Below are 21,133 nucleotides of genomic sequence, written 5' to 3' on the forward strand. Positions count from 1 at the left end.
GGCCGGCCTTTCCGTTAAAGAGACCCGACACTCCATCCCGACAAAGGGCATCCTCCCGTGCAGACTCCCACCCGTGACGAGTGGCTCGCCAAGGCCCGTACCCTGTCCGAAGCGCTGCCCTACATGCGCCGTTATGCCGGGAGCACCTTCGTCATCAAGTACGGCGGCCACGCCATGGGCGACGCCGGTCTGGCGGAGCTGTTCGCGCGCGATATCGTGCTGCTGAAGCAGGTCGGCATCAACCCGGTGGTCGTCCACGGCGGTGGGCCGCAGATCGGCCAGATGCTGGAGCGGCTGAAGATCAAGTCCAGCTTCATCGACGGCCTGCGCGTCACCGACAAGGAGACGGTCGAGGTGGTCGAGATGGTGCTGGCCGGCTCCATCAACAAGCAGATCGTCGCCGCCATCAACAGCGCCGGCGGCCGCGCCGTCGGCCTGTCGGGCAAGGACAGCAACCTGATCACCGCCCGCCGGCTGGAGCGCGTGCAACGCGATCCCGACAGCAACATCGAACGGGTGCTGGACCTGGGCTTCGTCGGTGAACCCTACAAGGTGAACCCGGAGATTCTGCAGGCCCTCGCCAAGTCGGACATCATCCCGGTGATCGCGCCGGTCGGCTTCGACGTGAACGGCGACACCTACAACATCAACGCCGACACGGCGGCCGGTGCGGTCGCGGCGGCGGTGAAGGCGGCGCGCTTCTTCCTGCTGACCGACGTCGCCGGCGTGCTCGACAAGGAAAAGAAGCTGATCGAGAAGATGTCGCTGGCGGATGCCCACAAGGCCATCGCCGACGGCACCGCCTCGGGTGGCATGATCCCGAAGATCGAGACCTGCATCGGCGCGGTGGAGCAGGGCGTCGACGCCGCTGTTATCCTGGATGGCCGCGTGCCGCATGCGCTGCTGCTCGAGATCTTCACCGAGGGCGGCGCCGGCACCCTGATCGGCAAGGCCTGACGCCGGAATAAGGGGGACTGATGTCCGACCTGCGCAAGGATTTGCTCCGCCAGATGAAGGCCATCCGCGAGAAGATGGACCCGAAGCTGGTGGAGCGCGCCAAGCTGGCGGCGTTGGGCAAGGTTCCCTACGACAGCGACGCGGCGAAGGAGGCGGTCGGCCATTTCCTGGATGCCAAGCGGGACGGCGGCGCCTTCCGGCGCAAGCTGGAACAGGCATTGAAGGCCGAGGGTGCGGCGCTGGACCTCGACAATGGGGAGAAGGTGCCGCCACCCGTTAAGCCGCGACGCGGCGGTCGGCTGACGTAAATTGCCCTCTCCCGGGGCGGGAGAGGGGCGGATTACCGACGCAAGGAGCACAGCCTTGCTGCATGTCTTCGTCAATGACGGCGGTCTGCTGCGTTGGGTCAGGGAGGCTGCCGCGGAGGAGGCGGCGCCATTGCCCGACTCCGCCGTGTGGCTCGACCTCATCAATCCGACGTCCGAAGAGTTGGCGCGGGCGGAGGCGCTGATCGGAACGGGCCTGCCCACCCGCGAGCAGATGGCTGAGATCGAGGAGTCGAGCCGTCTGCGCGTGACCGGCGGCGCCTTGACCATGACCGTCACCGCGCTGGTCTGGGCCGACACCGACGAGCCGCGCATCGCGACCGTCAGCTTTGTGCTGGCCGGGCGGCGGCTGGTGACCATCCACGACATCGATCCGCAGGCGCTGCTGGCCTTTCGCCGCCGCGCCACCCATGGCGAGATCTCGGCCGCCCGTGGCGAATTGGTTCTGGCGGCGCTGGTGGATGGGATGATCGACCGCACCTCCGTCGTGCTGCGGCGGACCGGGGTGGAGTTGGATGCGCTGAACCGCCGCTATTTCCGCGGGCGCAAGCTGCGCTCCCGCGGCGAGACGCTGGACGATGCCCAGACGCTGAAGCGCATCGGCCATGCCGGCCATCTGATCGGCAAGGCGCGGGTCAGTCTGGCCAGCCTTACCCGCATGACCGACTTCCTGGCGCGCGGCGACGGCTGGCATTCCGGTAAGGCGACGCGGCGCTGGGCCAAGACCACGCTGCAGGACCTGCGCGGGCTCGACCAGTATGCCCGTTTCCTGGCCGGCAAGGTCGCGCTGGCGCTGGATACGGCGTTGGGACAGATCAATGTCGAGCAGAACGAGATCGTCAAGATCGTGTCGGTGCTGACCGTCCTGCTCTATCCGCCGACCCTGGTCGCCAGCATCGGCGGCATGAACTTCACCGACATGCCCGGCAGCGATTCGCCCTTCGGCTATGCCAGCGCCCTCGGGCTGATGCTGCTGTCGGCGTTGCTGCCGATGGTCTATGTGCGGTCGAAGCGTTGGATGTAGCGCATTTCCACAATATGGCAGACGGATCGTCTGCGGCGCTTTCCTTTTGACAGGCGCGTCCGCCGTCGGCAGGATGGGCGCATTCCAGGGGGGTCCCGACAGGGGGCTGAGATACCAACGGCCCGACGGCGCCAAGCGTCGCCGGCAGCGTGGTGACCCTTCGAACCTGATCCGGGTCATACCGGCGAAGGGAGGGACCTCGTGACGGGCCGACCACGCCCCCGTCCGGCCGCATCGGCCCCGCTATGCCGGGGAACGGCCTGCACGAAGATACCGCACCTCCGTCCGCAGTCCCGGGTTTGTCCGCCCAACTCCGACGGAGAAACCCAATGCCTAAGGACTTCAACGAGAACGCCATCCGCATCTCGACCGGCCCGCTGCCGTCGTCGCGGAAAATCCATGTGTCCGGCACGCGCTTTCCCGACCTGCGCGTCGCCCTGCGCGAGATCGCGCTGTCGGGCGGCGAGCCGCCCCTGACCGTTTATGACGCCTCCGGCCCTTACACCGACGAGTCGGTTGCCATCGACGTGCGGGCCGGGTTGGCCAAGCACCGCCGCGACTGGATCCTGGCGCGTGGCGACGTTGAGACCACCGACAGCGGCGTGCTGCGCGCCAAGGGCGGCGGGGCAGTGACCCAGATGGCCTACGCCCGCGCCGGCATCGTCACCGCGGAGATGGAATACATCGCCGTCCGCGAGAATCTGGGCCGCGCCGCAGCGCTGGAGGCCGCCAGTGGATCGGGGCGCGACGGCGAGGATTTTGGTGCCGAGATCCCCGACTTCATCACCCCGGAATTCGTCCGGGACGAGGTGGCGCGCGGGCGGGCAATCATCCCGTCCAACGTCAACCACCCCGAGTCGGAGCCGATGATCATCGGCCGCAACTTCCTGACCAAGATCAACGCCAACATCGGCAATTCCGCCGTGACCTCCTCGATCGAGGAGGAGGTTGAGAAGATGGTCTGGTCGATCCGCTGGGGCGCCGACACCGTGATGGACCTGTCCACCGGCGCCGACATCCACCAGACCCGCGAGTGGATCCTGCGCAACTCACCGGTCCCCATCGGCACCGTGCCGATCTATCAGGCGCTGGAGAAGGTGAAGGGCAAGGCCGAGGATCTGACCTGGGAGCTGTTCCGCGACACGCTGATCGAACAGGCGGAGCAGGGCGTCGATTACTTCACCATCCATGCCGGCCTGCGGCTGGCCCACATCCCGCTGACCGCGAAGCGGGTGACCGGCATCGTCTCGCGCGGCGGCTCGATCATCGCCAAATGGTGTCTGGCGCATCACCGCGAGAATTTCCTCTACGACCATTTCGCCGACATTGTCGAAATCTGCCGCGCCTATGACGTGGCGCTGTCGATGGGCGACGGCTTGCGGCCGGGCAGCCAGGCCGACGCCAACGACGCCGCTCAATTCGCCGAACTGGAAACCCTGGGCGAACTGACCAAGATCGCCTGGGCGCGCGACGTGCAGGTGATGATCGAGGGGCCGGGCCATGTGCCGATGCACAAGATCAAGCACAATGTGGAGAAGCAGATCGCGCTGTGCGGCGAGGCGCCCTTCTACACGCTCGGGCCGTTGGTGACCGACATCGCGCCGGGCTACGACCACATCACCAGCGCCATCGGTGCGGCGATGATTGGCTGGTTCGGCACGGCGATGCTCTGCTACGTCACGCCGAAGGAGCATCTGGGCCTGCCCGACCGCGACGACGTGAAGGCCGGCGTCATCGCCTACAAGATCGCCGCCCATGCCGCCGACCTCGCCAAGGGCCACCCGGCGGCGCGGTTGCGCGACGACGCCATGTCGCGCGCCCGCTTCTCCTTCCGCTGGCGCGACCAGTTCGCCCTGTCGCTCGATCCCGACACGGCGATGGCCTACCACGACGAGACCCTGCCGGCGGAGGGCGCCAAGACCGCGCATTTCTGTTCGATGTGCGGGCCGAAATTCTGTTCCATGAAGATCACGCAGGAAATCCGCGACGCCGCGGAGTCCGGCATGGCCGAGATGTCGCAGAAGTTCCGCGAGTCGGGCGGGGAGATCTACCAGCCGGCGGCGGAGTGAGGTCTCGGCAGTGATGCCCCCTCGCTAACCCTCCCCCGCTCTCGCGGGAGAGGGAACTGCCGCCGTACTTTAGCAAAGCTCCTGCCCCCTCTCCCGCCGAAGGCGGGGGAGGGATGGGGAGGGGGCACCGCGCCACAACCACTCCTTACCCCGCGTACCTGATCTCCAGCACCTCGACCTGCTCCATTCCCGCCGGAGTGCGCACATCCACCAGATCGCCCTGCCGCGCTTTCAGCAGGGCGCGGGCAATGGGGGAGATCCAGCTGACATGGCCGCGGTCGGGGTCGACTTCGTCGGCGCCGACGATGGTGATGGTGTTCTCCGACCCATCCTCGCGGGCATAGGTGACGGTGGCGCCGAAGAAGACCTGTTCGCGGTTCTTCTGGTCCTGCGGATTGACCACCACCGCCGATTCCAGCCGCTTGTTCAGGAAGCGGATGCGGCGGTCGATCTCGCGCAGGCGCTTCTTGCCGTACAGATAGTCGCCATTCTCAGAGCGGTCGCCGTTGCCGGCGGCCCAGGACACCACCTCCACCACCTTCGGCCGCTCCACCCGCAGCAGGTGGCGCAACTCCTCCTGCATGCGTTGGAAGCCGGGCGGGGTCATGTAGTTCTTGAAGCCCTGCGGCAGCGGTGCCGGATCGTCGAGTTCGTCGTCGTCCGGCGTGTCGTTCTCGCGGGTGAAGGCCTTGCTCATGGTCCGACCTGTCCTGTGGCAGGGGTGATAACGTCCGGGAAAAGGAAAAGGCGCCTTGCGGCGCCTTTTCCCGTTCCAGAGGTCCCGGTTGGGCCGTTGGGCTTACCGCTTCCACCAGCCGCGGCGCGGCTTGGCATTTGCCTCGTCCTCGTCACCGGCGGGAGCCGGCTCGTTGGCGGGCTCGGCGGCCGGAGCGGGCTGGGGCACCGGAGCCGGAGCGGCGGCGACCGGTGCGGCCTCCGCCGGAGCCTCGGCAGCGGTCTTGCGCTTGCGCGACGCCTTCTTGGCCGGAGCCTTGTCGGTCGCGACCTCCGCCGGGGCTTCGGCGGCGGCAGCGGCCTTGCGCTTGCGGCCCTTGGCCGGGGCTTCGGCAGCGGCCGGAGCGGCCACGGGAGCGGCCTCCACCGGCGCCTCGGCGGCAGCCTTGCGCTTGCGCGAGGCCTTCTTGGCCGGCGCGGCTTCGGCAGCGGCTTCCACCGGCGCTTCGACCGCTGCGGCGGCCTTGCGCTTGCGGCCCTTGGCCGGGGCTTCGGCAACCGCCGGAGCGGCCACGGGGGCAGCCACCGGGGCAGCCTCGGCCGGAGCCTCGGCAGCGGCCTTGCGCTTGCGCGACGCCTTCTTGGCCGGAGCCTTCGCAGCGGCGGCTTCGGCCGGAGCCGGAGCGGTCACCGCCGGCTCGGTGGCGGTCACCGGAACCGGAGCTTGCTCGACCGCCGGGGCCGTATCGCCAGCCAGGATCCAGTCGAGGTCGCTCGCCTCGGCCGGGGCCGGAATGGCCTGAACCGGAACGGCGGGCTGCTCGGAACCGGCCTCCTCGCCGCCCTCCAGGCCTTCCGCACCCTCGCGGCGCGACCGGCGACGGCCACCGCGCTTGCCGCGGCGGCGCTTCTTGCGGCCTTCGCCGTTGCGCTCGCCGGCGTCGGCGCCGGTTTCGTCCTCGCCGTCCTCATCCTCGTCGTCGCCTTCGGCTTCAGCCGAGTCGGCGTCGGGTTCGGAGATGGCGGCCCCGGGGATCGCCTCGGCGGCAATCGGCAGAACGGTCTCCTCGGTCTCCTCCGTCTCGCCCTCGCCCTCGGCGGTGTCGCCCTCGGCCCGGCCTTCCTCGCGGTCACGGCCACGGCCCCGACGGCGGCGGCGGCGGCGGCGACGGTCCTCGCCATTGCCATCGCCGTTGGTCTCGGCACGCTCGGCAGTCTCCTCGACCTGGGCGGCTTCGACCTCGGCTTCCGGCTCCTCCACCGGCTGGACCGGCTCGGCGGCGAGCGCGCGGTCGGTCTCGGCCATCACGCGGTCGGCGCTGACCAGCGGGCCTTCCTCGTCGGGCAGGCGGGCTTTGTTGCGCTCCAGACGGTGGTCCGGGGCGATCAGGGTATCGTCGGCCTGGACCATGACGCTGAAGGCATGACGCTCTTCGATCTTGGCCAGTTCACCGCGCTTCTGGTTGAGGATGTAGAGCGCGATGGAGGTCGGCACGTAGATGGTGATCTCCGCCGACCGCTTGCGGATGCCCTCTTCCTCGATGGCGCGCAAGACGTGCAGCGAGGCGGATTCGACCGAACGGACGACGCCGGTGCCCGAGCAGTGCGGGCAGCGCTCGAAGTTGGTCTCCAGCAGCGACGGACGCAGACGCTGGCGCGACAGCTCCAGCAGGCCGAAGGCGGAGATGCGGCCGAGCTGGATGCGCGCCCGGTCGTTCTTCATCGCCTCCTTCATGCGGCGCTCGACGGCGGCGTTGTTCCGCGGCTCCTCCATGTCGATGAAGTCGATGACGATCAGGCCGGCCAGATCGCGCAGGCGCAGCTGGCGCGCCACCTCGTCGGCGGCCTCCAGGTTGGTCTTGTAGGCGGTTTCCTCGATGTTGCGCTCGCGGGTCGACTTGCCGGAGTTGACGTCGATGGAGACCAGCGCCTCGGTCGGGTTGATGACGATGTAGCCGCCGGAGCGCAGCTGCACCACCGGGCTGTGGATGGCGTCGATCTGCGTTTCCACCTGATAGCGGTGGAACAGCGGGATCTGGCTGTCGCGGTACAGCTGGACGCGCTGGGAATGGCCCGGCATCAGCATGTCCATGAACTCGCGCGCCGTGCGGAAGCCGGCCTCGCCCTCGACCCAGATCTCGTCGATGTCGTTGGCGTAGAGATCGCGGATCGACCGCTTGATCAGGTTCGCCTCTTCATAGATGAGGCAGGGCGCCGACGACTTCAGCGTCTGTTCGCGGATGTCGTCCCACAGGCGCAGGAGATATTCCAGGTCGCGCTTGATCTCGGGCTTGGAGCGCTCCAGCCCGGCGGTGCGCAGGATGACCGCCATGCCATCGGGAATGTCGAGATCCGACAGGATTTCCTTCAGGCGCTTGCGGTCGGCCGGGTTGGTGATCTTGCGGGAAATCCCGCCGCCGCGGCCGGTGTTGGGCATCAGGACGCAGTAGCGGCCGGGCAGCGACAGGTAGGTGGTCAGCGCCGCACCCTTGTTGCCGCGCTCCTCCTTCGTCACCTGCACCAGCATGACCTGCCGGCGCTTCACCACTTCCTGGATCTTGTAGGAACGCAGCGGGCGCGAACGGCGGCGCTGGGTCTCGGCCTCTTCGTCCTCGTCGCCGCCGACCATGTCGGGGCTGTCGGCGGCCTGTGCGGCGCCCTCGGTCTGGGCGGCCTGCTCGTCACCGGACTCGGTGTCTTCGGCGCCGTTGTCGTCGCCGTCCTCCTCATCCGACGCCTCGGGCGCGATGGGGGAGGGCATCGGCGACCATTCCTCGACGATCTGCTCGGGGCGGATCGGCTCGCCCATCACGGCGCCGTCGGCGGCGGCCTCGGCCCGGGCTTCCGCCTGCTCTTCCAGCCGGCGCTCCTCGGCCAGCAGGGCCTCGCGGTCGGCGATGGGTATGCGGTAATAATCGGGATGGATTTCGGAGAAGGCGAGGAAGCCGTGGCGGTTCCCGCCATATTCCACGAAGGCCGCCTGAAGCGAAGGCTCGACCCGCGTCACCTTCGCCAGGTAGATGTTGCCCTTCAGCTGCTTGCGGCTGGCGATCTCGAAATCGAGTTCTTCCAGCCGGTTCCCATTGACCACGGCAACCCGGGTTTCTTCCGGGTGCGTGGCATCCACCAGCATGCGCTTGGCCATATACGGTCCTCAACGGCGCGACCCAGGGAACCCGCGCGACCGGTCGGGCCGCCTGGACGCAGCGTCTGTTGTGGGCGAAGCATACGGCACGACGGACCGGAACCGTCGAACGGCGCTGACGAGAGCAGCCAGGACGGCCCGGTCGACACGCGCCGGGCTGCCGCCTTGCGGCCACAGCCAGCTTCGAGGTTTCGTCCTCTCACCGCCAATCCGAACGCGCCACCCCGCGACGTCCCTCCGGCGCGGATGGCCGGACAGGCGGTGTCGGAGGCGACGCCGCAGCCCCTTGGTCGGCCCCGTGACCGGCGATCGGCTGATCCTGGGAGGTTGGTCCCGGCATCAGCGAATCGGCGCTCACCTTGGGAGTCCGACCCGAATCTGGCGAATTGCGGTCTGTCGCAAAGATACCATAGACAAGCGATCCCTCTTGCACAACGCGGAAATGCGCCGATTCGGCGAACAAGTTCGTCGCGGGGAAGCGAAGGAGCGTGCCTCCACCATGGCAGCCCGTCCCGACATGGCCGCCGCTGCGCTCGCGCTCACTGTTGCAGGAACGGCACCCCCGTCCGGAATTGACTCAAGCTCTGACGATCCGCGTTGAGAGCGTTGAATTGGCTAGGCTATAGCTGAGCGTCCGTTGCCTTGTTTTGTGCCCCTTCAGCCGCCGAGGAGTTTCGATGCCACGGCCGCCCAGCCCGACCACAGCCGCCGCTCCAGCCATCGCTTCGCCCCATCGGCTGGCGATGCGCGTTCTCGGTGCGGTTCTGCCGGCTCTGCTGGCGCTGGTGCTGATCGGCTTCGGAACGGCCGGCATTGCGAGGGCGCAGACCACCGCGGCCCTGCCGTCGGCGCCGCCGCGCACGGCGGTTGTCGATGCCCGGCTGGGCATCCATCCGGACAAGACCCGCTTCGTGCTGGAGCTGAGCGACACGGTGTCCTTCACCGTGTCGATGGCCGCCGATCCCTACCGCGTCATCATCGATTTGCCCGACCTGATCTGGCCCGGCGGCGCGCTGCCGGTGGAGGGCAAGGGGGTGGTCGCGCGCTACCACCATGCGGCGGGCGGCCCGCGCGGCACGCGCCTGACCTTCGAGACGGTCGGCCCGGCCCGGCTGCGCGACGGCTACATGATCCCGGCGCGCGATGGCCACCAGCCCCGCTTGGTGCTCGACCTGGAGAAGATCTCGGCGGCGGAGTTCAGGCAGCTCGCCGCGGCCGGGAAGGACGCCAAAGAGGTTACCGGCAAGAGCCCGTTGACGATGTCGTCCATCGTCTCGTCGGCGATGGCGGTTCCGGCGCCGGTTCCGGCTCCGCAGCCTTCGCCGCCGGCTGCCGAAACCAATGCCGCTGTCAGCGCCCCGCCGCCCTTCGCGCCGCTGCCGCCGATCCCGCCTGCCCAGCTGATCCCGGCCGCGCTGCCCGTTGCCCCGCCGCTGCCGGACAACAAGCCGCCGACGGTGGCGGAAAAGCCGCTGATCGTGCTCGATCCCGGCCATGGCGGCCAGGACCCCGGCGCCATCGGCGTCGGCGGCATCTATGAGAAGGACATCACGCTCGCCACCGCCAAGGAGGTGAAGCGCCAGTTGGAGGCGACCGGCCGCTACCGGGTGAAGCTGACCCGCGACAGCGACGTGTTCATCCGCCTGCGCGACCGCGTCTCCATCGGGCGGGAGGCCGGCGCCGACCTGTTCATCTCGCTGCATGCCGACAGCATCAGCAGCGGCGACGTGCGCGGCATGTCGATCTATACCCTGTCCGACAAGGCGTCCGACCGCGAGGCGGAGATGTTGGCCGCCAAGGAGAACCGGGCCGACGCCCTGGTCGGGCTCGACCTGTCGGGCGAGAACAAGCTGGTCGCCAACATCCTGATCGATCTGGCCCAGCGCGACGCCATGAACCATTCGAAGCGGTTCGCGACGCTGGCGCTGCAGAATCTCGGTCGCGACGTGCCGCTGATCCCCAACCGGCCGCACCGGCAGGCCGGCTTCGCCGTGCTGACCGCGCCCGACGTGCCGTCGGCGCTGATCGAGATGGGATACCTGTCGAACCAGCGGGATATCAAGCTGCTGACCTCCTCCGGCCACCGCGAGCGTTTGGGCAAGGGGCTGGCCCGGACCATCGACGCCTATTTCCGTTGGCTGCACGGCACGCAACGGAGCTAAAACGCGGCCGGGCTGCCGGCATACTGATTGCCCGAATACCCCCTTTGCGCCGGCGCCTTCTTGCGGGCGCCCTCTGCGTGTCACATTTTCCTGACATGACGGGAACGAGGGCGGCACTTCGCACTGCGGCGGTGTAGGATGCGCCGCCCTGTCAGGCGCACCTGCGATCCGGATCCATTGACCGGACTGCCGGCGCGCCGTTCGTCGTCTCTTGCGGGATCGGTCATGCGCCTTCTTTTGTCCTTGCTGATGGCCTTCGTGATGCTGGCTCTTGCCGGCGCCGGAGGGCTGGTCTTCCTGTTCGAGCATTACGACCACGACCTGCCCGACTACACCAAGCTGGCCAATTACGAGCCGCCGGTGACCACGCGCATCTATGCCGGCGACGGGCGCCTGATGGCGGAATTCGCGTCGGAACGGCGCATCTTCGTGCCGATCGACGCCATGCCGCGTCAGGTGATGAATGCCTTCATGGCGGCCGAGGACAAGAATTTCTATGGCCACCAGGGCGTCGATCCGATCGGCATCCTGCGTGCGATCCTGACCAACGTCGAGAATTTCGGCCGCGACCGCCGCCCGGTCGGCGCCAGCACGATCACGCAGCAGGTCGCCAAGAACATGCTGCTGACCAACGAGGTCTCCTTCGCCCGCAAGATCAAGGAGGCGATCCTGGCGATCCGCATCGAGCGGACCTTCAGCAAGGACCGCATCCTGGAGCTGTACTTGAACGAGATCTTCCTGGGGAACCGTTCGTACGGCGTGGCGGCGGCGGCGCTGAACTATTTCAACAAGGCGCTGGACGAGCTGAGCATCGAGGAGGTCGCCTTCCTGGCGGCCTTACCCAAGGCGCCCTCCAACTACAATCCGGACCGCCAGCACGACGCCGCCGTCGCCCGCCGCAACTGGGTGATCGGCCGCATGGCGGAAGACGGCTACATCACGCCGGAGGAGGCGAAGGCCGCGCAAGGACGGCCGCTGGTCACCCGCAAGCGCGACGAGCAGGAGGTGGTGACCGCCGAGTATTTCTCCGAGGAGGTCCGGCGCGAGCTGGTGAAGCTCTACGGCGAGCAGGCGCTGTATGAGGGCGGGCTGTCGGTCCGCGCCTCGATGGATCCGACGCTGCAGGCGACCGCGACCAAGGCGCTGCGCGACGGGCTGATCGCCTATGACCGCCGCCATGGCTGGCGTGGCCCAGTGGCCAAGATGGAGAATTTCGACAACTGGCCGAAGAAGCTGGCCGCCCTGCCGCCGCCCGCCGGGTCGGAAGGCTGGAAGATGGCGGTGGTGCTGAAGGACGACCAGTCGGACGGGCTGGACATCGGACTTGCCGACGGCAGCCGCGGCCGCATCCCGCTGTCCGAGCTGCGTTGGGCGCGCGCCTCCAAGGATGGCGACGTCTCCGGCCCGGCGATCCGCAAGCCGTCCGACGTCGCCAAGCTGGGCGATGTCCTGCTGGTCGAGCCGCTGAGCGGTCCGTCGAAGGACGAGGACGAGAAGCCGGCCAAGAAGGGTGACAAGTCCGCGCCCAAGGAACTGCCGCCCAACAGCTATGCCCTGCGCCAGATCCCGCAGGTGCAGGGCGGCCTCGTCGCGCTCGATCCGCACACCGGCCGCGTGCTGGCGATGGTCGGCGGCTTCTCCCCCGCCATGAGCGTGTTCAACCGTGCCACCCAGGCGCTGCGCCAGCCCGGTTCGTCCTTCAAGCCCTTCGTCTATCTGACGGCGCTGAACCAGGGCTTCACCCCGTCGTCGCTGGTGATGGACGCGCCCTTCTCCTTCGATCCGGGCGGCGGGCAGCCGGTCTGGCGGCCGGAGAACTACAGCCATGAATTCTACGGGCCGACCCCGCTGCGCGTCGGCATCGAGAAGTCGCGCAACGTCATGACCGTCCGCCTCGCCCAGCAGATCGGCATGGACAAGGTCAAGGCGCTGGTCGAGAAGTTCGGCATCGTCGACAACCTGCAGCCCTACCTGCCGATGTCGCTGGGTGCCGGCGAGACGACGGTGCTGCGGCTCGCCACCGCCTACGCCATGCTGGACAATGGCGGCAAGCGGGTGGTGCCGACCTTCATCGACCGTGTGCAGGACCGCAACGGCAAGACCGTCTTCCGCCACGACAACCGCCCGTGCGAGGGCTGCAACAACGTCGCCTGGAAGGACGGGATGGCGGTGCCGGCGGTGCCCGACACCCGGGAGCAGGTGAACGACCCGCGCACCACCTACCAGATCGTCTCGATCCTGGAAGGCGTGGTTCAGCGCGGCACCGCGGCGGCGCTGAAGTCGCTGGGCAAGCCGCTGGCCGGCAAGACCGGGACCACCAACGACAGCCACGACGCCTGGTTCATGGGTTTCTCGCCCGATCTGGTGGTCGGCACCTACATCGGCTTCGACCAGCCGCGCTCGCTGGGCGGCCACGAGACCGGCGGGTCCGCCGCGGTGCCGGTGTTCAAGGAGGTCATGCAGGTGGCGTTGAAGGACAAGCCGGCGACGCCGTTCCGCGTGCCGCCCGGCCTGCGCCTCGTCCGCGTCAACCCGGCCAACGGCCAACTGGCCCAGCCGGGGGACAACCGCGCAATCTGGGAAGCCTTCCTGCCGGGCACCGAGCCCAACCCCGACCAGCCGCAGGTGGTGCTCGACGGCTCCTCGCAGGCTTCCGGCGCCATGATGGGCGATCCGAACGCCACAGGCGGCTTCGGCTCGCAACAGCCGGGCGTGCCGGCTCCGCCGGCCGCGGCGACGCTGGGAACCGGCGGGCTCTACTGAGCCAAAAGAAGAGGGGCGCCCACTGTGGGCGCCCCTTCTTTGCATCCGCTACGAAACGATGCTGTCGCGGTCAGTGCGTCGAACCCGCCGCCGACAGCGAGGCCAGTGCGTCCACCGGGCAGGTTCCGAGCGGGCGCAAGGCGGGTTCCAGTGCGGCGAACATCGCGCGCACGCCGTCCTCGTTGACGTGCAGGGCGTCCATGAACAGCTCGTCCTTGTCCACCGCGCGGCGGGCGTCGACCACGGTGACGCCGGCGGGCAGGCGGCTTTTCAGCTCGGCGAAGAAGGCGTCGAAATTCCTCAGCTTGCCGGCATAGGTCGGGAAATAGGGGGTGATGACCACCGCCACCCGGGTGCCATGCGCCTGGGCGCTGCGGATGATGTGGTCCAGCGCCTGCCAGTTGACGTCGGCGGCGGTCATCACTTCCTCGGGCGCGGCGGCGAGCTGGATTTTCATCGGTTCGGGGATGGCGCCCACCAGGGTGCGGTCGGCGGCGGGCTTCACCAGACCGGCGATCAGCCGCATGGTCTGGTTGTTGTTGAAGGTCATCAGGTGGAAGGCGTGGTTGGCCATCCACAGCTCCTCGTTCTCCTGCCGGACGAAGGCGTCGATGCGCGGCGAGTAGTAGGCCAGCAGCGGCAGGTCGGCGAGGTCGTGCGGGTTGTCGACCACGCCGGTCGGCTCCAGCACCAGCAGGCGCGGCGCGCCGTGGCGTTCGACGTAGTCCTCCCACAACAGGGCCGACAGCACGGTCGGCGCCCCGCCCATTCCCAAATTCAACGCCCGGCCACAGGTCATGTCCTGCAGGGCGGAGACGGGGAAATGGTTGTCCGCCCGCGAGTTGCCGAGCACCAGCACGTCGGCCGGCCCGCGAACCGGGTGCGGCTCGGCTTTCAGGGCGGCCTTCACCAGCAGGGGACTCGGCTGCTCTCCCTGATCGGCGGGCGGTCTGGCGGGCGGCTTGATGCCCGGCCTTTCGGCTTCCGGTTCGAACGGGCGGTAGATCGCCATGAAGCGGTCGCTGGAGCGCAGCAGCAGGCCGCCCAGCGCCGACGCCAGGACCCGGTCCATCGCCGTGACGGTGGCGAGGATCAGCACGATGCAAGCCAGAAGGCGATACATGGGAGGGGGCTCCGTCGGGTCAGAACTGGAAGTAGATGAAGGCGTGGTTGGCGAAGCTGCCGAACAGCAGCATCACCAGGATCAGGGCGGAGCAGGCCATCGACCGCGCCACCACATTCATCCCGGCATAGCGGCGGCCGGCCCCACGCTCGATCATCGCGTCGACCATCAGCACGATCAGGCCGGTGACGGCGACACGCAGAAGCGAGCTGGCCTGCTGGTTGCCCTGCTGAAGCCCGAAATCACCGTCGGCGATGATGCCCAGGATGGTCCAGACCGTGTGCAGGTTGTCGGCGCGGAAGGGCAGCCAGGTCAGCGTCACCACGGCGAAGACCAGCCCGATCATCACCAGCCGCCCGGCGGCCAGCACCGGACCGCTGAGCCGCACCGGGCTGAGGACGGCCAGTCGGCGGGCGCCGTCCTCGACCAGCATCAGCCCGCCATGCAGCGCCCCCCACAGGACGAAGGTCCAGTTGGCGCCGTGCCACAGGCCGGAGATCAGCATGGTGATGACGACGTTGCGGATGCGCAGCCAGCGCGTGCGGCTGCCGCCCATCGGCACATAGACATAGTCGCGGAACCAGGTGGACAGCGAGATGTGCCAGCGCCGCCAGAAATCGCGCATGCCGGTGGCGAAATAGGGCCGGGCGAAGTTCTGGCACATGGTGTAGCCGAAGATCTGCGCCAGCCCGATGGCGATCAGCGAATAGCCGGCGAAGTCGCCGTAGATCTGCAGCGAGAAGCAGATCAGCCCGATCACATGCTGGAGCGCGTTGAAGAACTCCGGCTGGTGGAAGCGGGCGTCGACCACCACCGCGGCGTTGTCGGCCAGCCCGATCTTCAGGAAATAGCCCCAGATCACCTTTTCCAGCCCGGCGAAGCGCTCCTCGAACGGGATGTCGCGTGGGCGCTGCTGGATTTGCGGCAGCAGGTCGCGCGCCCGCACGATGGGTCCGGCAACCAGCTGCGGGAAGAAGGCGACGAAGCTGGCATAGCGCACCAGCGAGCGTTCCGGCTGCTTCAGCTCTCCCGTATAGAGGTCGATGCCATAGCTGAGATTCTGGAAGGTATAGAAGGAGATGCCGACCGGCAGCAGGATGTCGAGCGTCCGCCGCCCGATCTCGATCCCCAGCGAGGCGAGCGCCACCTCGGCGCTGTCGGCGAAGAAGTTGTAGTATTTGAAGAAGAACAGCATGCCCAGGTTGGCACCCAGGCTGATGAACAGATACATCTTCTTGGTGCTGCGGTCGGGCGCATCGGCGATCTTCAACCCGCAATAGAAGTCGATGAAGGTGCTGAGCGCCAGCAGGCCGCAGAACCGGTAGTCCCAATAGCCGTAGAAGATGTAGCTCGCCACCAGCAGGAAGGGCGTGAAGGCGCGGGTGCGGGCCAGCGCCATGAAACCGGCGCTGAACACGGTGATGAACAGCAGGAAATTCAGGCTGGTGAAGCTCATCGTGCCCCCGGCAGAGGTGGTCGCGCGTCCTTGCATCCGCGCAGGAATGGCCATGCGCGGAAACGCGCAAAAAAGGCGCGGAATGACGCCGACCATAACCTCGATTTCGGGAATTCCCGGCCTCCGCGGTAGGGTTGTGCGGCCGGATTTGGGACGTACTCTGAAATGAGCCGGACCGATGATCCCAAACGGTTAGGACCTCCAAGCAGGGGCTGGGCCATACACGAAAGTGGCAAGCCCTCCCATTGCGGGCTTCCGGTTGGCCTGCCCGCGGTCATTAAGAGGGTGCAAGGCGGGGAACGAGCGGCTACATATGCAGCCGACAAACCCTTCAACTCTGGCTGACGAGGAGGCACCGCCATGCGGGCCGAGATCGAAGCGGCCGCCGGCGAGATCAGAGAATCGCTGGCGCTGCTGAGGAGGCATCTTTGACTGGGACAATGCACTGCGGCGTCTCGACGAACTGAACAACCTCGCGGAGGATCCCAAGCTTTGGGACGACCCGACGCGGGCCCAGACCATCATGCGCGAGCGCACCCAGCTCGACACCTCCGTCGCCGGGTATCGGGCGCTGGAGCGCGATCTGTCCGACAGCCTGGAGCTGATCGAGATGGGCGAGGCGGAAGGGGACGCCACCGTCGTCGCCGATGCCGAGGCCCAGCTCTACGGCCTGCGCGACCGCGCCAACAAGCTGCAGATCGAAAGCCTGCTGTCGGGCGAGGCCGATGCCAACGACTGCTTCGTCGAGGTGAATGCCGGCGCCGGCGGCACGGAGGCCCAGGACTGGGCGCTGATGCTGATGCGCATGTACACCCGCTGGGCGGAGCAGCACGGCTACAAGACCGAATGGCTGGACGAGACGCCGGGTGAAGAGGCCGGCATCAAGTCGGCCACCGTGCAGATCAAGGGCCACAACGCCTATGGCTGGCTGAAGACCGAGGCCGGCGTGCACCGTCTGGTGCGCATCAGCCCGTTCGACAGCCAGGCGCGGCGCCAGACCAGCTTCGCCGCCGTCTCGATTTCCCCGGTGATCGACGACAAGATCGACATCGAGATCAACGAGAAGGACTGCCGCATCGACACCTACCGTGCGTCGGGGGCCGGCGGCCAGCACATCAACAAGACCGACTCGGCGGTGCGCATCACGCACATCCCGACGAACATCGTGGTGAGCTGTCAGCAGGAACGGTCGCAGCACAAGAACCGCGCCAAGGCGTGGGACATGCTGCGTGCCCGCCTGTACGAACGCGAGCTGAAGATCCGCGAGGATGCCGCCGCCGCGCTGGAAGCCACCAAGACCGACATCGGCTGGGGCCACCAGATCCGCTCCTATGTCCTGCACCCCTACCAGATGGTGAAGGATCTGCGGACGGAGGTGGAAACCTCGCAGAGCCAGGCGGTGCTGGACGGTGCGCTCGATCCCTTCCTGGAGGCGGCGCTCGCCTCCCGGATCAAGGGGCAGAGCGACGACGCGCACGCCGCCGGGGGCTGACGGGTCGGAACGAAAAAAGGGCGGTCGCTTGCGGCCGCCCTTTTTGATTCCCAGCATTCTGGAATGCAAGGCTGGGCTCGGCTGTTTCAACAGGCTGCGGCCCCAACGATCTGGAGCAACCGATCCATGAACAGACTTCTTCTTCCGGCCCTGTGCGGCGCCATGCTGCTGGCGACCCCGGCCTTCGCGGCCTGCGAGACCGACAATCTGCCGGACGAGATGCGACAGGCCTTCATCTCCGGCGCGCAGGAGGCGCTGAACGAGCACGGCTTCAACGCCGGGACGGTGGACGGCAAGATGGGCTCGCGCACCCGCACCGCGATCCGCTCCTACCAGCGTGCGGCGAAACTGCCGGTCGACGGCTGCGCCACCCAGGGGCTGCTCGACCATCTGAACTTCAGCCAGCCCAAGATCTACGGCCCGAACAAGCCCCGCTGATCCGGGTTTAGGTTTCAGGCCAGCATGTCGAGCAGGCGGCGGCTGTTCTCCTGCGTCGCCTGCAGCACCTTGGCGTTCGCGGCGAAGTCCACCTGGGCGGAGGTCAGGTCCAGCACCACCGCCGGGTCCAGGTTGCCCGCCGCGATCTGCTCCGACGCCGCTTCGGTCCGTGCCTGCGCGTCCTGCAATCCGTCGAGCGCGCTGGCCTGCGGCCGGGAGGGCGTGGCGGTGCTGGCCGATCCGATGGCTGATCCGATGTCCATGACGCGCTGTCCGGCTGGTTGAGCGGTCAGGATAGCGGGCTGAGGGTTTAGGGTTGGTGAATGGGGGCGAAGTCAGCCCCCACCGACCATTACCCCTCCGCCAGCCAGTCCGCCAGCCGCCCCAGGAACGCCGTGGCCTCCGCCGGATCGTGCAGGCTCCAGGTCGCCGCGGTCTCGGCCGGGCTTTCCATCACCCGGATGCCGACTCCGCGGCCGGCCAGCGCGCGGAAGGCGTCCTCGTCCGTCTCGTCGTCGCCGAGATAGATCGGCAGGGTGCCGTTTCCCTCCAGCCCCAGCGTCTCCAGCAGGGTGACCACGGCGCGACCCTTGTCCCAGGGCAGGTTGGGGCGAAGCTCGAACAGTTCCTTGCCGCCGGTCATGCGCAGGCGCGGCTGGGCCTCCGCCACCGCGCGGACGGCTTCGCCGACCTCCGGCTTGTCGGGCGGGGCAACCTGCCGGGTGTGGATGGCGATGGCGAAGCGCTTGCGCTCCACCAGAGCGCCGGCGATACCGCCGAGCCGGTCGCGCAGAAGCCGTTCGGCCGCGTCGAGGTCGGGAACATACTCCACCCCCACCTGCCGGCGCAGGTCCGGACCGCGCAGGTCGAAGCCGTGGCTGCCGGCATAGACCAGCCCCTCCACCGCGACCATCGCCGTCAGGTCATCCAGGTCGCGCCCGCTGACGAAGGCGACCGGGCAGAGGGCCGACAGCCGCTGCACCACCGCGCGCGCCTCGTCCGGCATCACCGCCAATTCGGGGCGCGGCGCGATGGCGGCCAGCGTTCCGTCATAGTCGAGGAACAGGGCGGGGGTGCGTCCGCCCAGCGCTGCGGTGAAAGCGTCGAATTCCGTGAAAGCGGATGGTGGGAAGAGGGTCAATGCTGGCTCCTCGCGCCGCTGCCTGTCGGGATGCGGCGGCTGACCGGAGCCGGCACGCCGCAGGTGAGTAACGGGCGGGAGGGAAAAACGGCCAGTGTCCCAATGAAGGAGCGGGCTTGATGTGGCCGATCGGCAACACATCCCGCCAAAAGCTGCGGCCCCACGCAGGGGCCGGCTTTGGGGGTTGCAGGCCCCCCGGGTTCTGATACTGTTGCAGTGCAGCAAGCGATTGCTGCTTCGCCCTTCTTGGGCGTTTCCTCCCTAAACTCAAGGCCGCTGACTTCAGCGGCCTTTTTCTTGCCAGAAAGCCCCCTGGGAAGGCAACCCCTGAAAAAAGTCATAGCGCTGCGGTTTTTCCGTCTGGAATCCGCAGTTTAAGCGGGACGGGCCGCCGCTTGGGCGTGGTCGGCCACCGGTGCCGGCGATTCCGCTGAGTAAGAAAATCTTTTGCTTGCAAAGAGTTGCGCTGATTGGCGGCGGCCATCCGGGGCTGGCCGTTGGGTTTGGCGGCTGTGGAGGCGCTCCGGATTTGGGCGTTGTCCGGACCGTGGACGCTGTCCGTCCAGCGGAATTTTTTGTGCGGATCGGCTGTCAGACCGGGCCGGGGGGTGAAAAACCGCCGCAGGGGAACGGAAGCACTGCCACCGGCCGGCGAACTGTCGTATAGATCGACGTGAAACGCCTATCCGCCGTCATCCACAGGAGTCGTTCCCATGGACATCGCCATCATGGTCCTCGCCGTCGCTTTCTTCTTCTGGCAGACCATCACCGACTGAGCAGGCCACTGCCGTCGGACGAACGAAAAGGGCGGTCCGCGTGGCCGCCCTTTTTCATGTCGTCTTTCTCGTCGTCAGCCGGCTTACCGGCGGGTCAGTCGGCAGCGATCGGCGGCTCCAGCCGGGCATGGGTCGATGCGATCAACTGCAGCGTCTCCATGATCGACCCGATCGCCTCGTGCAGATCGGCCTGCTCGTCGCCGGGCAGTCTCGCCAGCACCGTCTCCAATTCGACGGCCGCGTTTTGCAGGCTGGCGCAGGCATGCTCCAGATGGCGTCCGGTGCCCTGACTTGCGTCAGGGTCATTTGCAGAATGCAAACGCACTGCCGGTTTTCCGGCCCGCGTCGCGTTCCGGTTTGCAAAATGCAAATGGACGCTGTTGCCCGCAGCCCGCGTCCCCACTTTTTTCCGCATCATGGGCGTACCCCCGTTCGGTCCGACCGGAGAATGCGCAAGTCCCGTGCCACTCCGTGACCGTTGGTTGCGGTCGCCGTCGCAGAGGTGGTGACGCTCAGTCCGGCCACAAGCGGGCGGCGCCGCGCATTCCGCTTTCGGCACCATGGCGGGCAACGGCCATCCGGGTGCGCGGCTCGGCCGCCAGCGTCCAGGCGCCCCAGCGCCGCGTCACCGCTTCGCACAGGCCGGGCAGCGCGGACAGGCCGCCGCCGACCACCACCATGTCCGGGTCCAGCAGGTTCAGCACCGGGGCCAGCGCCCGGGCCAGCGCGTCGGCATGCCGGGCCAATGTTCCGGCCGCGGCGGCATCGCCGGCCAGGGCGCGGGCGGCGATCTCCGGCGGGTCCAGCGTCTCGCCGGTCAGATGGCGATGCAGGCGGGTCAGACCGGCGCCGCACAGCACCGTCTCCAGGCACCCCGTCTTGCCGCAGCCGCAGGGCACCGGTGGGCCGTCGGCCTCCTCGCGCCAGGGAAGCGGCGCATGGCCCCATTCGCCGGCCAGCCCGTTGGCGCCGGGCAGGATGCGCCCGTCGATGACGATGCCGCCGCCGACCCCGGTGCCGAGGATGACGCCGAACACCACCGAGGCGCCACCGGCCGCTGCGCCGTCGGTCGCTTCCGACAGGGTGAAGCAGTTGGCGTCATTGGCGATCCGCACCGGCCGGCCGATCCGCCGGGCCGCATCCTCGGCGAAGGGACGGCCCTCCAGCCATGGCAGGTTCACCGCGCGCACCCGTCCGGCGGCGGCATCGACCACGCCGGGAAGGCTGATGCCGACGCCACGCGTGTCGCCAGCGGGAATACCGGCAGGAATGAGGGCGGCCACCGTCTCGGCCAGCGCATCCAGCGTGGCGTCGTAGCCGCGCGGGGTCGGGCGGCGGTGGCGGGCGAGTTCCGTCCCGTCGCGATCCAGCGCCACGGCGGCGATCTTGGTGCCGCCCAAATCGATTCCGAGTCGCATGCCTGCCGCCGTCCGGATGGTGGAAGATGACCGATTTTCGGGGGCAACCCTATACCGCTCCCCCGATCGGCGGGCCAGGGATGCTTTCGTGCCGGAAGGGTCAATCCACCCACCCCGGAAGAGAGGGGGTAACCGCCCTTTGCCCCGTCGGGGCTTGCGGGGGGCATC

At 68.0% G+C, this 21,133-nt stretch carries 16 protein-coding genes and 1 riboswitch; of the genes, 8 read left to right on the forward strand and 8 right to left on the reverse strand.

Annotation, left to right across the window (positions count from 1 at the left end; genetic code table 11):
• Nucleotides 1-57: 57 nt before the first annotated feature.
• The 4 genes from argB (at nucleotide 58) to thiC (ending at nucleotide 4,376) form a co-directional block, all read left to right on the forward strand.
• The gene (gene argB / locus ACCD06_RS05985; protein WP_085088015.1) at nucleotides 58-957 is read left to right on the forward strand and encodes an acetylglutamate kinase; all 900 of its coding nucleotides are present in this window, start codon (nucleotides 58-60) and stop codon (nucleotides 955-957) included.
• Nucleotides 958-977: 20 nt separating this feature from the next.
• Nucleotides 978-1,265: a hypothetical protein gene (locus tag ACCD06_RS05990; protein WP_109075301.1), complete on the forward strand. Its 288-nt coding sequence runs from the start codon at nucleotides 978-980 to the stop codon at nucleotides 1,263-1,265.
• Between the two features lie 55 nt (nucleotides 1,266-1,320).
• A complete protein-coding gene (locus ACCD06_RS05995; RefSeq protein ID WP_136705138.1) occupies nucleotides 1,321-2,307 on the forward strand; it encodes a CorA family divalent cation transporter in 987 nt (328 codons plus the stop codon).
• Nucleotides 2,308-2,383: 76 nt separating this feature from the next.
• Nucleotides 2,384-2,517, forward strand: a riboswitch (TPP riboswitch).
• Nucleotides 2,518-2,636: 119 nt separating this feature from the next.
• Nucleotides 2,637-4,376, forward strand: a complete 1,740-nt coding sequence (gene thiC, locus ACCD06_RS06000) for a phosphomethylpyrimidine synthase ThiC (RefSeq protein ID WP_136705139.1) — start codon at nucleotides 2,637-2,639, stop codon at nucleotides 4,374-4,376.
• Nucleotides 4,377-4,521: 145 nt separating this feature from the next.
• Here the strand turns inward: thiC and greB are convergent, their stop codons facing one another.
• Nucleotides 4,522-5,073, reverse strand: coding sequence for a transcription elongation factor GreB (gene greB / locus ACCD06_RS06005; protein ID WP_136705140.1), 552 nt, complete (start codon nucleotides 5,071-5,073; stop codon nucleotides 4,522-4,524).
• A 102-nt stretch (nucleotides 5,074-5,175) separates the two neighbouring features.
• Nucleotides 5,176-8,196, reverse strand: coding sequence for an Rne/Rng family ribonuclease (locus ACCD06_RS06010; protein WP_109075305.1), 3,021 nt, complete (start codon nucleotides 8,194-8,196; stop codon nucleotides 5,176-5,178).
• Between the two features lie 677 nt (nucleotides 8,197-8,873).
• Here ACCD06_RS06010 and ACCD06_RS06015 point away from each other — a divergent pair.
• Entirely contained in the window at nucleotides 8,874-10,358 is a 1,485-nt protein-coding gene (locus tag ACCD06_RS06015; RefSeq protein ID WP_413339487.1) for an N-acetylmuramoyl-L-alanine amidase, read from the forward strand.
• 225 nt (nucleotides 10,359-10,583) lie between these two features.
• Entirely contained in the window at nucleotides 10,584-13,121 is a 2,538-nt protein-coding gene (locus ACCD06_RS06020) for a penicillin-binding protein 1A (RefSeq protein ID WP_413339489.1), read from the forward strand.
• 70 nt (nucleotides 13,122-13,191) lie between these two features.
• Here the strand turns inward: ACCD06_RS06020 and ACCD06_RS06025 are convergent, their stop codons facing one another.
• Both ACCD06_RS06025 and ACCD06_RS06030 read right to left on the reverse strand, forming a co-directional pair.
• On the reverse strand, nucleotides 13,192-14,244 hold the full coding sequence (locus ACCD06_RS06025; RefSeq protein ID WP_109075308.1) for a hypothetical protein: 1,053 nt from the start codon (nucleotides 14,242-14,244) through the stop codon (nucleotides 13,192-13,194).
• A 19-nt stretch (nucleotides 14,245-14,263) separates the two neighbouring features.
• Nucleotides 14,264-15,700: an MBOAT family O-acyltransferase gene (locus tag ACCD06_RS06030; protein WP_252136924.1), complete on the reverse strand. Its 1,437-nt coding sequence runs from the start codon at nucleotides 15,698-15,700 to the stop codon at nucleotides 14,264-14,266.
• Between the two features lie 360 nt (nucleotides 15,701-16,060).
• Between ACCD06_RS06030 and prfB the strand changes: the two genes are divergently transcribed.
• Both prfB and ACCD06_RS06040 read left to right on the forward strand, forming a co-directional pair.
• Nucleotides 16,061-17,192, forward strand: a protein-coding gene (prfB, locus tag ACCD06_RS06035; protein WP_108546617.1) for a peptide chain release factor 2 whose coding sequence is annotated in 2 segments (ribosomal slippage) — nucleotides 16,061-16,129 and nucleotides 16,131-17,192 — 1,131 coding nt in all. Because the reading frame shifts where the segments join, the coding sequence is not laid out codon by codon here.
• Nucleotides 17,193-17,318: 126 nt separating this feature from the next.
• Nucleotides 17,319-17,630 carry a peptidoglycan-binding domain-containing protein gene (locus ACCD06_RS06040; RefSeq protein ID WP_109150120.1) on the forward strand — a complete coding sequence of 104 codons (312 nt, stop codon included), beginning with the start codon at nucleotides 17,319-17,321 and terminating at the stop codon, nucleotides 17,628-17,630.
• A gap of 14 nt (nucleotides 17,631-17,644) precedes the next feature.
• Here ACCD06_RS06040 and ACCD06_RS06045 read toward each other — a convergent pair whose 3' ends face one another.
• The 4 genes from ACCD06_RS06045 to ACCD06_RS06060 form a co-directional block, all read right to left on the reverse strand.
• Nucleotides 17,645-17,893 carry a hypothetical protein gene (locus ACCD06_RS06045; protein WP_413339492.1) on the reverse strand — a complete coding sequence of 83 codons (249 nt, stop codon included), beginning with the start codon at nucleotides 17,891-17,893 and terminating at the stop codon, nucleotides 17,645-17,647.
• Nucleotides 17,894-17,982: 89 nt separating this feature from the next.
• A complete protein-coding gene (gene otsB / locus ACCD06_RS06050; protein ID WP_413339494.1) occupies nucleotides 17,983-18,771 on the reverse strand; it encodes a trehalose-phosphatase in 789 nt (262 codons plus the stop codon).
• Nucleotides 18,772-19,641: 870 nt separating this feature from the next.
• Nucleotides 19,642-19,872 (reverse strand): hypothetical protein, encoded by a 231-nt coding sequence (locus ACCD06_RS06055; RefSeq protein WP_413339496.1) that lies wholly within the window; start codon nucleotides 19,870-19,872, stop codon nucleotides 19,642-19,644.
• A gap of 187 nt (nucleotides 19,873-20,059) precedes the next feature.
• Nucleotides 20,060-20,965 carry an ROK family protein gene (locus ACCD06_RS06060; RefSeq protein ID WP_413339498.1) on the reverse strand — a complete coding sequence of 302 codons (906 nt, stop codon included), beginning with the start codon at nucleotides 20,963-20,965 and terminating at the stop codon, nucleotides 20,060-20,062.
• Nucleotides 20,966-21,133: the final 168 nt, after the last annotated feature.

Source organism: Azospirillum sp. CT11-132 (genome assembly GCF_047302835.1).
Taxonomy (GTDB): Bacteria; Pseudomonadota; Alphaproteobacteria; order Azospirillales; family Azospirillaceae; genus Azospirillum.

Bases quoted from the DNA above. Each gene is read 5' to 3' on its own strand.
- ACCD06_RS05990 (WP_109075301.1), top strand. From the start codon at position 978: ATGTCCGACCTGCGCAAGGATTTGCTCCGCCAGATGAAGGCCATCCGC.
- thiC (WP_136705139.1), top strand. From the start codon at position 2,637: ATGCCTAAGGACTTCAACGAGAACGCCATCCGCATCTCGACCGGCCCG.
- greB (WP_136705140.1), bottom strand. From the start codon at position 5,073: ATGAGCAAGGCCTTCACCCGCGAGAACGACACGCCGGACGACGACGAA.
- ACCD06_RS06010 (WP_109075305.1), bottom strand. From the start codon at position 8,196: ATGGCCAAGCGCATGCTGGTGGATGCCACGCACCCGGAAGAAACCCGG.
- ACCD06_RS06015 (WP_413339487.1), top strand. From the start codon at position 8,874: ATGCCACGGCCGCCCAGCCCGACCACAGCCGCCGCTCCAGCCATCGCT.
- ACCD06_RS06020 (WP_413339489.1), top strand. From the start codon at position 10,584: ATGCGCCTTCTTTTGTCCTTGCTGATGGCCTTCGTGATGCTGGCTCTT.
- ACCD06_RS06025 (WP_109075308.1), bottom strand. From the start codon at position 14,244: ATGTATCGCCTTCTGGCTTGCATCGTGCTGATCCTCGCCACCGTCACG.
- ACCD06_RS06030 (WP_252136924.1), bottom strand. From the start codon at position 15,700: ATGAGCTTCACCAGCCTGAATTTCCTGCTGTTCATCACCGTGTTCAGC.
- ACCD06_RS06040 (WP_109150120.1), top strand. From the start codon at position 17,319: ATGAACAGACTTCTTCTTCCGGCCCTGTGCGGCGCCATGCTGCTGGCG.
- ACCD06_RS06045 (WP_413339492.1), bottom strand. From the start codon at position 17,893: ATGGACATCGGATCAGCCATCGGATCGGCCAGCACCGCCACGCCCTCC.
- ACCD06_RS06060 (WP_413339498.1), bottom strand. From the start codon at position 20,965: ATGCGACTCGGAATCGATTTGGGCGGCACCAAGATCGCCGCCGTGGCG.